The 13,128-nt window shown below is 34.5% G+C and carries 13 protein-coding genes; 8 read left to right on the top strand and 5 right to left on the bottom strand.

Annotated features, from left to right (window positions below; translation table 11 throughout):
• Position 1: 1 nt before the first annotated feature.
• Positions 2-1,279 (bottom strand): DNA cytosine methyltransferase, encoded by a 1,278-nt coding sequence (locus FTRAC_RS02135; RefSeq protein WP_245546013.1) that lies wholly within the window; start codon positions 1,277-1,279, stop codon positions 2-4.
• A gap of 140 nt (positions 1,280-1,419) precedes the next feature.
• Positions 1,420-1,788 carry a hypothetical protein gene (locus tag FTRAC_RS02130; RefSeq protein WP_013452582.1) on the bottom strand — a complete coding sequence of 123 codons (369 nt, stop codon included), beginning with the start codon at positions 1,786-1,788 and terminating at the stop codon, positions 1,420-1,422.
• 220 nt (positions 1,789-2,008) lie between these two features.
• Here FTRAC_RS02130 and FTRAC_RS02125 point away from each other — a divergent pair, with 220 nt between their 5' ends.
• The 8 genes from FTRAC_RS02125 to FTRAC_RS02090 all read left to right on the top strand — a co-directional run bounded on the left by FTRAC_RS02125 (position 2,009) and on the right by FTRAC_RS02090 (position 10,336).
• Entirely contained in the window at positions 2,009-3,079 is a 1,071-nt protein-coding gene (locus tag FTRAC_RS02125) for an endonuclease (RefSeq protein ID WP_013452581.1), read from the top strand.
• 46 nt (positions 3,080-3,125) lie between these two features.
• The gene (locus FTRAC_RS02120) at positions 3,126-3,977 is read left to right on the top strand and encodes a hypothetical protein (protein ID WP_013452580.1); all 852 of its coding nucleotides are present in this window, start codon (positions 3,126-3,128) and stop codon (positions 3,975-3,977) included.
• 27 nt (positions 3,978-4,004) lie between these two features.
• Positions 4,005-4,478 carry a hypothetical protein gene (locus tag FTRAC_RS02115; protein ID WP_013452579.1) on the top strand — a complete coding sequence of 158 codons (474 nt, stop codon included), beginning with the start codon at positions 4,005-4,007 and terminating at the stop codon, positions 4,476-4,478.
• Positions 4,479-4,574: 96 nt separating this feature from the next.
• The gene (locus tag FTRAC_RS02110) at positions 4,575-5,360 is read left to right on the top strand and encodes a hypothetical protein (RefSeq protein WP_013452578.1); all 786 of its coding nucleotides are present in this window, start codon (positions 4,575-4,577) and stop codon (positions 5,358-5,360) included.
• A gap of 112 nt (positions 5,361-5,472) precedes the next feature.
• Positions 5,473-6,381, top strand: a complete 909-nt coding sequence (locus FTRAC_RS02105; RefSeq protein ID WP_013452577.1) for a DUF4238 domain-containing protein — start codon at positions 5,473-5,475, stop codon at positions 6,379-6,381.
• Between the two features lie 326 nt (positions 6,382-6,707).
• Entirely contained in the window at positions 6,708-8,114 is a 1,407-nt protein-coding gene (locus FTRAC_RS19885) for a sacsin N-terminal ATP-binding-like domain-containing protein (protein WP_013452576.1), read from the top strand.
• Positions 8,036-9,262 (top strand): PIN domain-containing protein, encoded by a 1,227-nt coding sequence (locus FTRAC_RS19880; RefSeq protein WP_221405916.1) that lies wholly within the window; start codon positions 8,036-8,038, stop codon positions 9,260-9,262. The genes FTRAC_RS19885 and FTRAC_RS19880 overlap by 79 nt, the downstream gene beginning before the upstream one ends.
• A 3-nt stretch (positions 9,263-9,265) precedes the next feature.
• Positions 9,266-10,336 carry an AlbA family DNA-binding domain-containing protein gene (locus FTRAC_RS02090; RefSeq protein ID WP_013452574.1) on the top strand — a complete coding sequence of 357 codons (1,071 nt, stop codon included), beginning with the start codon at positions 9,266-9,268 and terminating at the stop codon, positions 10,334-10,336.
• A 345-nt stretch (positions 10,337-10,681) separates the two neighbouring features.
• On the opposite strand, the gene FTRAC_RS20090 is transcribed toward FTRAC_RS02090, so the two are convergent.
• From FTRAC_RS20090 to FTRAC_RS19550, 3 genes are all read right to left on the bottom strand, one after another.
• The gene (locus FTRAC_RS20090) at positions 10,682-10,816 is read right to left on the bottom strand and encodes a hypothetical protein (protein WP_013452572.1); all 135 of its coding nucleotides are present in this window, start codon (positions 10,814-10,816) and stop codon (positions 10,682-10,684) included.
• A gap of 1,480 nt (positions 10,817-12,296) precedes the next feature.
• Positions 12,297-12,482 (bottom strand): hypothetical protein, encoded by a 186-nt coding sequence (locus FTRAC_RS02080; protein ID WP_013452571.1) that lies wholly within the window; start codon positions 12,480-12,482, stop codon positions 12,297-12,299.
• Entirely contained in the window at positions 12,466-13,128 is a 663-nt protein-coding gene (locus tag FTRAC_RS19550; protein ID WP_013452570.1) for a DUF5675 family protein, read from the bottom strand. The genes FTRAC_RS02080 and FTRAC_RS19550 overlap by 17 nt, the downstream gene beginning before the upstream one ends.

Below are 13,128 nucleotides of genomic sequence, written 5' to 3'. Positions count from 1 at the left end.
CTCAAGTAATTATTTCAATGATTTTCTCAGCGGTAGCCTGAATTGCAGGAACGGCAACTGAATTACCAAATTGTTTATAAGCGGACGCATCGGCAACTGGTATTAAAAAATTATCGGGGAAACCTTGTAATCTTGCCCATTCTCTAGGTGTCATTTTTCTTATACCTTCTCTATTGACTTCTCCTTTGATATGTGTTACAGGGGTATAATCTGTAATCCTGTGATCTAAAACAAGATTTCTTTCCCTACCCATACCGCCACAAACAACGGAATTTGCAATTTCATCATCTGCAATCACGGCATAACCAAAACCATTTCCTTTCCCCAAATGTCTAGCCTTATGTTTTTTCAATGTGTTTAAATAAGTATTTGAAAGATAGTACTTTACAGATACAGGCTCTTCTTCCTTCACATCTTCGAATGATACAGGCGATTTCGATGGTTCAGGATACTCGAAAGTCTCAATTTTTAAATCTTTCCTAAATCCAACGATAAAAATCCTCTCCCTTTTTTGAGGCACACCGTAATCCTTTGCATTGATAATTTCTGGTTCAGGGACATAGTACCCAAGTTCATTCCTCAAAACGTTTAATATAGTAGCAAGCGTTTTGCCTTTATCATGTCCCCTCAATCCTTTAACGTTTTCAAGAAATATAGCTTTTGGCTTTTTCCTTCTTATTATTTCAGCCACATCAAAAAATAAAGTACCTCTAGTATCTTCAAATCCACCTCTTCTTCCAGCAATTGAAAACGCCTGACACGGGAATCCTGCGCATAACAAATCAAAATTATCAGGGATATATGATTTAGTTTCTTCCTTAGTAATATCTCCAAATGGTTCTTCACCAAAATTAGCCCTATATGTTACTTTTGCTTTACTATCCCATTCACTGGTGAATATACATTTTCCTCCCAAGTTTTGCATTGCAATCCTAAAACCCCCAATTCCAGCAAATAAATCAATAAATTTAAATTTTGGCTTATTAGGACTTGGAAATGGAATTCGAGCAATATCATCAATATTCAATATATCTTCAATCTCCTTAAAATCTATGGGATCCATCACATTTGATGGTTTAAGGTGTCGCAATATTGTTTCTAGATATTTTCTTGCATCGTTTTTGTAAAAACTTGAAACTCCATTTTTATTATTATGTAAGTAATGAGTTAATACAGCATTTCCGTATTCGGATTCACCAACTATTTTCGAGATAGAAGATTTTTCAAAAAAGTCTTTTAGATTTATTCTTTCTTCTGGCTTCATTAATTTGGCTTTCATTTTAATTCACGCAATTTATTAAATAATACTCAATTTCTTTTGCTCAAAATCTTATAACTATATATTCAGCACTAATTATAATTGTTCTCTTGTTCCTTATATCTAATCTATTCATTTCAAGTTTTGGAATACTACCTTCACTAATAGTCTCCTATATAAACAGGCCTAAAAAAAGTAGGAAACATATAAATCATTTCCTCATTATAGATGATCAAATCCTTATACCTCAAAGCTCCATCTACTAACTGAAGCTTTTTCCCTTGCGGGAAAAACGGTATAGGTTTAGTCAATATCACGGCCTCAATTCTTTTTCCAGGAAAGTACGGCCACAAATAATACTTATCTAAATCATCATGCTCATGAGGTTTAAATATATAATCCACTGGTCTGCGCTTGCGCTTTTCAATATCCACAAACTTCAAGCTTGGCACTTCTGAATATGCCTGAAAAAACACCTGTTCTCTATTGGGTACAAACCCTCCTCTAAGTAAACTTCCTAAACTTCTCATAATACTAAATATATTAGTATTAGCTAATTTAATTAGTATTTATAAGGAATGGAAATCAAAAGCTTACTTTAGATATTAAATTAAATTTCCTAACTTCATAACTATATTTTAAAATAAAAGAATGAAATATCAGAGAATACCCACTCAATCAATTTTCATAGATAAAATAAACCTAGAATTAAACGACATAAAATTATACCTTAACTAAAATTCAACCAACATGAAAACTCAACTAACCTTATTTTTAGCATTTCTTGTATTTTCGCTTTCAGCTCAAATCCCCGAAGGCTATTATGAAACCACAGCTGGTCTTGATGGTGAAGAATTAAAAACAGAACTACATGAAATCATTAATGACCACGTAATTTTCACCTACACCAGTTCCAATACTGATACTTGGGACATCCTAAAGCAAACCGATAAAGACCCAGAAGACGAATCCTATGTAATTGGCTTCTATTCAGGCTTCAAAATGGATGCCTCTGAGGAGTACAATAATGGTGATGGCTGGAACAGAGAACACGTTTGGGCTAAAAGCCGTGGAAGTTTGGGTACAAATAGAGGCCCAGGAACTGACGTTCATAACCTACGAGCTGCAGACATATCAACCAATTCAGCCCGCAATAACCGCAATTTTGATGAAGCCACTGTTCAATACATAGATGAATCAGGGCAATACCAAGGAGAAACAGAAAGCTATACCAGCTCCTCAGAATGGATATGGGAACCAAGAGACAAAGTAAAAGGAGATGTAGCACGAATCCTTTTCTACATGGCTACTCGCTATGAAGGAACAAGCGGTGAGCCTGATTTAGAATTAAGAGAAGAACTATTAAGTAATGATAGCAATGAACCCTACCACGCTCGACTTTCAGCCTTGCTCGAATGGCACGAAGCAGATCCAGTAGATGAAATAGAAAGAGAAAGAAATAATGTCATCTATTCCTTTCAGGAAAACCGCAATCCATTCATAGATCATCCCGCATTTGTAGGCTTAATCTGGGGAGGAGAAAAAGCAGACGATGTGGAGGATGAAGAAATATTATCTTCCGATGAAAAAATCAAAAACGAATTTAAATTTTACCCAAATCCTGTTACTTCAAATTTCACAATAGATGCACCAGAAGGCTCTAAATTCAATATAGTCAATTCACAAGGACTAGGGATATATAAAAATTTGAAAAGAGCAAAAGCAATAGATAAAATCAGGAAATTACCAAATGGTATTTATATGCTTATAACCAGGTATGAAAATATTATCATTTCATACCAAATTATAAAAAATGAATAGGATCTATAGCTAGTACTCTTAAAAGCAAAATTTATCAAGCTCATTAATGGAAAATGAAATAAAAATTAAATTCAACGGGTCTGGAAATATAAAAATCCAAACTTTAACCGATTTTCTTAATAAGTATGAGGACCTATTGTATCAAATAAACAATAAATTAGGATACACTCCTGAAGATTTATTAATAGAAGTCTCTCCACCTGCAAATGGAAGTTTTAAAATAAACCTTTCTCCAAAATACGAAAATGCATTATTAAAGACTGTTGGAACAATTGTGGCATCTACTTTATCTGGATTAATAGTTTATCATATGACCAAACCAATAAAGCCAGCTACTACAAATGAAATCGAAATGTTATTAGAAGAGAAAGGAATTACCGATAAAGAGATTTCTAAAAACGTATACAACATTTACCATAATTCAGGTGCCAATCAAACTATCAATCAAACTTTTCAGATTGTTGATAGCGATGAGAAAATTACAGGTCTCAAAATCCAACAGGATAGTTTAAATATTATTGACATCCCAAAGGATAAAATGAAAGAATATATTACAGATACTTCATCAATAGATTTAACTAAGGCAGCTAAAGAGGATAATTTAACTGAAGAGGCGATTCTAATAGTAAAAACAATCCACTTTGAAGGAAATGCGAAATGGGCTTTTATTTATAGAGGCTATCCAATTAAAGCGATTGTTAAGGATAAGGAATTTCTACAAAAACTAAGCAGTGAAGCATTTAGGAAGGGTGACACTATGAAAGTTATTCTTACAAGAAAAAGGCATTTTGATGAGGAATTAGGGACATATCTAGTTGATCAAAGTTCTTATGTAATAGAGAAAGTTCTTGAACATACTTCAAAAACTGATTCATCTCAGAATAAATTAGACTTTTAAAACAGCAATCTATATAATCATAATTCAATGAAATACTGGCATAAATTACTTAAAGACTGGAGAGCAAAAGGTAATAATGGATTTACAATTCCTTTTATTATTGGAAGTCAACAATATCTGCCTGGACTTAGAGAAAAACAAGATGTAAAGCAATTAATATATGATATTTTTTATAATGAAGAAGAAGTTGATATTTATATTACTTACTGTCAAGATTTAAATGACTTGATTTTAGGTATTCGAGATGAAACTAAATTAAGAATTGCTGGTGAATTTATTAAACTACCAAATAATTCAAAGTCAAATCTATTTCTAACAAAAATAGCGAATAATTTGGGCAATAATGTAGATGGTATTGCAAAAACCCTTGAAGAAAAATATCAAATGGCCATTGACAAAAATAAATTCTCAGTTAACAACAGAGTAAGTGACGATTTCACTGACAAAGAACGGAATTTTATAATTCAATCTTTTAGTGATATAAACAAGTGTCGGCTTTAATCATATACCATTAAAACAGATTAATTCAATCATGAAGAAATTAGTTCAAAATATTTCAAATCAATAAATACTCTGATAAGTCATTATACAAAAACTATGATCGAGTTTAGAAATCCATACTATATTATACCTCCAGGCTCAAACAAACAAATTTTGTCGCACCCTAAAGAACGAAATGGTGTAGTTGAATTAGCTGTTTTTCAAGAACACCGTTATGCTTTTTTCTATTGGTTAAAGTGGTCAATAAAACACAAAACAACCAACCCTCCATGTTTAGTGACTTTGGACTGGCATCAAGATTTATGCTCTCCATGTTCTACTGAGAAGAAGTGGTTGTCTCAACTCGATCTATCAAATGACGGTGAAATCGCCTTGTTTTCTTGGTCAAAACTAGCAGGCAATAATGATGGGCAAATTTTATCAGCGGCTTATCTCAATTTAATTGGTAATATATATGTTTACTGCAGACAAGGTGCATTTGAAAGGGACTGGCAAGATGAAGAGTTTGTTGATATAAATGGAAACATTCATTACATTAAAAAATTTAAGACACAATCAGGATTAGAACAACATCTATTGGCAACATCTGAAACTAAAGTGTATTTTGATATAGATCTTGACTTTTTCACTATCAATAATCCATACAATGGGAAAGGCAAATCTTTTACATACATGACTAGGAATGAAATTGTAAATCTACTTTCCGTTAAAAATCCACTTATTCAATGGATATTCTCGAGACTTAGCGGCTTTACGATTGCAACCGAACCAGAGCATTGCGGTGGTCTTTTAAAATCAAATAGACTTTTGGACATAATTAATAGAAATTACTTTAAGCCTGACCTTTTTACTCAGAAATGTGAATGGCGTCATAAAACTTAATGCTCTAGTAGAACTTATTTTTAAACTTTACATACAATTTTTACCATTGTTTGATAAATAGCGAAACCTTCATAAATGTATTTTAGGACAATACAATATAAAAACAAATCAATTGAGAATAGATAAAGGTCATAGAAAAAACCATTACGTCCCAGTTTGGTATTTAAAGCACTTTACAAATAAAGAAGGGCTAATATACGTTTTTGATAAGCAGGCAAGATATAGATCTAAAGAAATTCTACAAAAAACACCTAACCAAATCTGCTACGAATACAATAGGTATCTGATGAAGTTTCCCAAAGGCGAAGAAATAACTGTACTAGAAACTAATACATATGGTCACTTTGACACCCGTCATGCTAAAACCTTTCATCTTTTAAATGAATGCGATTTAAAATCTAATATATGGTCTATGGAGGTAGTTAGTTCACTCGAAGAATTTGTTCCATTACAATATTGGAGATCTCCTGCATCTGATGCCGAATTTCAAATAAAACTAGAAAATGCTAAGCGATTAGAAGAATTTGGACTTTCTGTTTACAAAGGAAATAGTAACCAGCCTTCAACAGATTTAGAATTACATAAATTAATATTATCAGAGAGCAATATGCCACAAACTCTCAGACCTGCTTTAGCAATGTCTTCTTTTGGTAAAAGTCATCCCATCAATGATAAACTTGAATGGAGGTTAATTGACCAAAATACTCAGAAGCCGAACTTAACCTCTGATAATCCTATAATATTCGAAAATCATCCGAAAGTAGTAGAAGACTATCGAAGTTGTGCTATCATTCCAATTGGAAAAACAAGAACCATAATACGTATAAATAAAGAATTAGGTCATTTCCATCATAATATAGTTTGGCAGGATATGATTCAAATTTATCAAGCTCATAGATACGTCCTATCATCAGACAAGGAATATCTAACGAATTGTATTAAAGAATATAGGAATCGAAAATATGAATCGAAGATAGACATGTTAAGACGATATGTTTTTGATATCTATAAAAACAAATAACAGCCACCATGCGCATTGCCTAATTTCCCTACATACCTTACGCAATCCAAAAAATTAGCCAAAGCCCTCGGCTCCCTCAGCCGAAAGCCTTTATTTTCCCTTAAGGGTAAATCAAAGGTCCTCGGCAAACCTGCCGCACCACGGGAGCAAACCAAATTATCTCTTAAGCCTAGTATCATTTTATTTCACGTACCAAATTCCAATATTTACCTTTAATTTATATTATTTTTCATAAGTTTATCCTAAAGAAAGTACCTCTAAAGGTGTACTTAGCCACCAGTTTGGCTTCATGCAAAAATACCCAATGCTACAAATAATTATTGAACATGATTGAATCAATAGAAAAAGGCAGAAAAGAAGATGGTAATCGTTCTATTGCTGATAAAATAATAAAAAGACTACACGATTTAGAAAAAACTGTCGAAACTAATCATGGTAGATGGGCATGGGAACTTTTACAAAATGCAAAGGATAGTGTTGCAACTGAAAATGATAGAAAAGTATCAGTGCAGATTAAGCTCTATGATGGAAAAATAGTTTTCAAGCATAATGGTAGGCGTTTTACTGAAACAGATGTTAGGGGTATTATTAATCAAATATCTTCAAAAGAAATTGAAGAAGATGAAGAAACCAAACAAACAGGAAGATTTGGTACAGGCTTTTTAACAACTCATATCCTCTCAAAGGTTATAACGATTCAAGGAATATTAGAAACTGAAAATGGTGATTTTTATAAATTTAAGTTCCCATTAGACAGAGAAGGAAAAACAACTACTCAATTAGTCCCCAAAATTGAAAAAGCATGGAGTAGCTTCCATGAGTCAGTAACTAAAATTACTCAGGACTATGATAGAAATGATTTTAATACAAGTTTTACATATGTTTTAGATTCTGAATTTCAACAAGCAATTGCTGAAAAAGGCATTAAAGAGTTCTCACAATTAATACCATATGTCCTCACTTTTATTCCTGCAATAGAAGATGTCACTATCATTAATAAGGTAAAGGAGACAGAAGTTACATATAATACTAAATCACATGCTGATTTTTTCGAGCAAGTAACCTATATTGAAAGAACTGAAAATAATGACAAAGAGAAAATATACATACTAAACTCTTCCAATGAAAAGGTAGCTATTGCCGCGGAATTGTTAAAAGATGAAGATGGGTATAAATTTAAAAACATATCAAAAGTTCCAAAGCTATTTTGTGATTTCCCTTTAATTGGGACAGAGAATTTCCATTTCCCTATGGTCGTAAATAGTTTTTATTTTAATCCATTAACCGAAAGGGATGGTATCTGGTTAAAAGGTGATACAGACGAGGAAGTTAAAGAAAACAAACAATTGCTTTTGAATGCAACTGAATTATATAAGACTCTGATTGCGGAAGTTGCAGAATTAGAATACTTCCGTTTTTATAATATTGTTAATACTAAAATGCCCGTTATAAGTGAAAAATATCTTGATGCAGATTGGTATTCCAACAATATTCAAAAGGTGCTGAGAGATTTTATTATCCATCAGAATATAGTTGAATTAGAGAATAAAAAAAGAAAGGAAAAATTAATGATATTTGGTTTCCTTCAAGTAAATATACAAAGGAAGTTCAACAAAGTATTTGGCAATATAATTATGACCTTTACCCAGATTCCGTGTGTTGTAAAAAGCATTTTTATAAATGGAGTTTACAGTCATATTCTAATTGGAACGAACTTACATATTCAGAATTAGTTTCTGACCTATCAAAAATTGGAAGTATCTCCGAATTATCAAAAGCTCTTAAAAAAGAGGAGTTTGAAACTTATAAATGGTATAATAATTTATGTAGTTTTCTATTAGAAGAAGATTCTAATATTGCCCTTTTTGAAAGAAATGAAATCACACCAAATCAAAATGGTCATTTCAAGAAAAATGGAGAGCTTTTTATTGATAAGATTGACAATGAGGAATTGATTGAAATATTACAATTATTGGGCGAAGACTGGAAAGAAATCTTATTAATAACTGGGGTTGGTAAAGGTAAATTCTATGCTAAACATCGAAAAGATATAGCAGGAGAAATAACCCAAATGCTTAATAAAGCACAAAAAAAAGATGGAAATATAGTAAAAGCAATAAGTTTACTATCTGAATGGTTTGAGAATAATTCTAAAGAATCTAAAGAGATATTTGCTGATTTGTATAGAAAACGGGCAGAACTGTTTATGAACACAATAAACGATAAAGAGAGTTTGTATAAGGTTATGCGAAGCAAAACTGAATTATCAAAACTTTCTGAAGTTGCAGAAGCCCTTGAAACAAATCCGTCATTAATCACTGAAATAAAGAAAGGTGAGGAACTTGATATTCTGCTTTCAGACTTTAATGTGGATACTGTTACAGAACTTCGGGATTTATTGACAAACACAAATTCAGCAGGCAGTCGTGCACAAATTGAAATTACTCCTGATATATTGGTGAACCTAGCAATTACGACTCCTGAAGAATTAGAAGAACTTCTTGAAGATAAACATATGTCAGCTGCATTTAAACACACTTCAATGCCCAATAGTGAAATGTTTGTAAAGGCACAAAGGCTTATTTCAAGAGCAAAATCCAATGTGAAAAAGCATCTTGAGTCGCTTTCAAAATATGACTGTTCTGAAATGGAGGACTTAGCAACAACTGTAATCGGTGGAATAAAGAAAGAAGGATTGGAAATACAAGTTGTAGTACGTCCTTCAGATTATGGTGAAGTTATAGTGTACTACTCCTCTGAAAAGGATACACTAGATTTGGCAAATACTGAACTCTGGATAGATAATGGCAGTGATTCTCCCAGACACTTAACTTTAGGTAAAATTCTTAGGACAACAGGTATTAATAAAATTCCAGTTTAAAAAATGGATATATCAAACGAGATAATAAATATAATAGGCTCAGAAGAAAATGAAAAGCTAGAGTATAAGGCTGTTTTATTACCATCTAAAAGCCTTGCCAGATTAATTTGTTCTTTTGCCAATACATCTGGAGGATATGTCATATTAGGCGTGTCTGATAACAAAGAAATAAATGGTTTAAGCGAAGACTTTCGTGCTAATTCTATAATGCATAAAGCTTTAGATTTACTATCACCACAACCCGCTGTTCATTATCAGTACTTTATGCACCAGGGGAAAAAGCTTTATGTAATAAAAATTGAGAAGTCCGATTCTGTAATTCTATTAGAAAACAATGCTTATATAAGAGTTGGAGCTTCAACCCAGCTGCAAACACCACAGGAGCTATTGTTTAATCCAAGCGGTTATGCAAGAATTTCAGAAATAAATGACTTAATTGTTAGCTACACTCAAAATGGCACAAGTTCAAAACTTAGGCTAATAGAACACTATCAAAGTGTATTAAAATTAATTGATGATTTAAGAACTATTTTATATCCGCAAGGAGTAGAAGAACCAACAGATAATCAAGAAGGAAAGATTTTATCTCGAATTCTTTTCTCCTCGTACGTTGATAGTTTTGAAGCCTATTTATCTGACCTATTATATGAGATCTATCTTGCAAATCCTGAATCGTTAAAATCTCAACAAAAAGTAACAATTGAGGAAGTATTGAATTGTTCAGATATTCAGGAGTTTGTTCATTATTGGAGTAAGCAGAAAATTAGTAAACTACAAAAAGGTAGTGTGAAAGGTTTTATTAAGGATAATAAGCAAATTAAAGATTTGGATATTATTGATAACCATGAACAAACAGAGATTGAGAAAATTTTACAAATTCGCCACTTATACGCTCACAGAAATGGAATTGTAGATGAAAAGTTTTTACAGCATTTTACTGGTGAATATGTTTTAAATTCAGAACATCAGATAAATATTAAAGAGTTTTGCGACAAGCTTGTATATCTAGTTGAAATAATTGAGAAAATTGATAATGCAGCAAAAATTAAATATAGACTTGCGACAGTAGATTGATAAATAAAGCAGGTCAGCCTAACAATATATAAAAAAATTGGCAAAACAGTAGGGGTTAAAAGTGCTCCAGCTCGCTTCAACTTTTGTTTAATTTGATAAATAAGTGCTACGTAATCGCCTCTATTTTTATATACTGAACGTTCTTTCTCACAATGCCCCACCATGCGCATTGCCTAATTTCGTTACAACCCTTCCACGATCCACAAAAATTAGCCAAAGCCCATGGCTCCCTCAGCCGAAAGCCTTTAATTTCCCTAAAGGGTAATTCAAAGGCACTCGGCTAACCAACCGCACTTACCCGCACAATCCTTCCCTCATAGCTTTTGCTTTTTTTTTGTTAAGCAGTTAAAGAGGTAAAAAAGCAAAAGGAAGCGGTCTTTTTGGCTCCCAAGCCAAAAAGCTGTTATTTGATATACCAGCCGCACGGCCAGGCACTATGGTGTGCTGCGCTTGGGCTGCGGCAAAGGGTCTCGCCAGCATTGGCTTCAGGCTTTAAATAAGTGTTAATTTTTAAGGTATTTAAAGCCAAAAGCCAACCCCTTCGGGGCAAGTGCTGTCATGCCCCTTGCAGCTTAGCCCAAGTGCAGCACGGCAACCTACCTGGTCTGTTCCTTTAAAATTCCGTAAACTCCATTTAAAAGCAACAGCCCCCGGTTGCCAGAGTTAGGCTCGCCTGCGGGCGCCCCTGGGCTGCGGCTTGTCATGGTTTTTAAAAAAAGCTGTTAGAGTTTATGATTAAATCGGCTACAGCTTTTTTTAACTAAAAACCACGCCAAGCCTTGTTCGCTCCGTTACTCTCCGCTCGTGGCTAGCCCCCGTTCCCTTAGGTCACTCTCGGTCTACCACCCAGGGTCGCACTCGCAGACGGCTCGACACACAGCGGATTGCAAACCATTCCGTAAACTCCATTATTTGCAACCGCTCTTCCTGCGTTCACCTTCCCACATCTTCCCGCATGGTGCCTTGATCAAACTGTTGTGCTAATACGATAGGACAGCATTCCACATCCTTTCCCAAATTCCCCACCACCCGTTAAAGGTGCGGCTTTTGGCCGCATTGAGTTAGCCCCAGGAATTTGGATGGAAGATTTTAATAAGTATCGCAGGTAAATATTTCTTCAAAAATTAAATAAAAGAGGAAAGCAAATTAGGGATGAATTGCTTTTTCGGCCACAAGTCCAAGCCCTTCGGGTTTTTGTAAAAATCTCCTCCGCTCACCAGCGGAAGTATTTTTCAAAAAAGACTTGCCCCCGAAGCAATTCCCCCTGAAAGAAAAGCTTTCTCTTTTCTTTTTTTGTTTTTTTTCTTTTCTCTTTTGAAAATATTCCCCTTGGGTGTGTGCGTTAGTGAGCGGTTGCATTTCATAGCTCAATTCAAACAAATGGGATTCCGCAGATAGTTCTTTTTAAGAAAATTGTTTGCTTAAATTATTATTATAATCAGGATTTCTGATAAGAAATTGAAACGAGATAAGGTAGTATTTCATAGCTAGATTTTGCAGTGTAAGCAAAATTTGCAAAAAGCTCTTTACCAGCTTTCCTGCGTCAGGACAGTAGAAAAATCAATCCAAACATAGTGAAATTTACAGGCATGCGGATGAGAAAGATGCAAGAGTTCGCTTTGCCGGCTACAAAAAAAATCTCCACCGCAAGCGGTTGTATTTTTTATGTGCCGCTCTGGCATCTATCTCACCGTTCCTGTGTGGATGCGCACTATGTTTAAATTAATTTTTAGAGTGCGCATCGCCAGCCGGTGGTTGGTGGCGTACGTTCGTCTTCGTCCAGCGTTTAGTTTAACGCGGTTTCGTGTTCAGTCTGAAGGTTATTATTTCCTTCGGTTTTTGTGGTTTGAGATTAATTTCTCTCCATTGCCATTTTAGTTTTATTGCCTGGTGGGTTTTGCCTGCCAGGTTTTTATTTTTTTGATCATTCCCCAGTGGACTGGACACAAAAAAACCGTAGCTATGAACTACGGCCTTTCTTCTTGATTTTCTTGACCACCCATTTCATGGCCAGTGACATACAAAAACTAACTAATGCTCCAACAGCTGCCAAAATGCAAGTCTTGACAATATCAGCACTTTGCAAATTGACGAGCACTGTGAGAATAGTGCCTCCAGCTGTGCCCGCCTTACCGTGGACTTGCATCTCCCTTGTTTTTAACTTCTGGCAGTGGAGGGATTTTTTCTTCGTCCTCTACGGTTACCTGACTCACTGCTGTAAGGACACTAGCGCCAACGGTTAGATATCCTGCAACTGTGATCAAGCCAGCTGGCAATGTGATGGGCGCTCCTAAAATAGCGCCTCCTGCAGCTGCTAATATCAAACCGACTGTCCGCAATTTTCTAAACAACTTTGGAGTGGGCTTTTTTACTCTTTCTAAAATATTCATAGCTGATTTCTCTTTAATAGTGATGTAAATATGATTCTGTTTCTCTTGAGCCTCTTCAAAGACTTCCAAAAGCCTGTCCATGGCTTCACCCGATCGGATTCCTTTACCTATTCCTGTCAACTCCGAGACTGGTGCAATGCAGCCTTCCAGTTCTGTTCGGGCATCATTCGCAGGATGGATTAAAATCCAACTCCTTCCTGGTACACTTTTCAATATCAGATGAAATCCCCTTTCGTGAGTTATTCTTTTTTCCATTAGATATCTCCCTTCAGGAATACAACTGACAAAAGGCTGATTCTCCTTCCAAGGAAGTTCAATGGTATGACAGATCAGAGATCCATCATACCAAAGAGTTCCATTAGTTCCGTCTGACCTGTAATTTCGAATAAGTTCAAAACTCAT

This window comes from Marivirga tractuosa DSM 4126 (assembly GCF_000183425.1).
GTDB classification, from domain to species: domain Bacteria; phylum Bacteroidota; class Bacteroidia; order Cytophagales; family Cyclobacteriaceae; genus Marivirga; species Marivirga tractuosa.
This window is presented reverse-complemented; position numbering and strand designations above follow the sequence as displayed.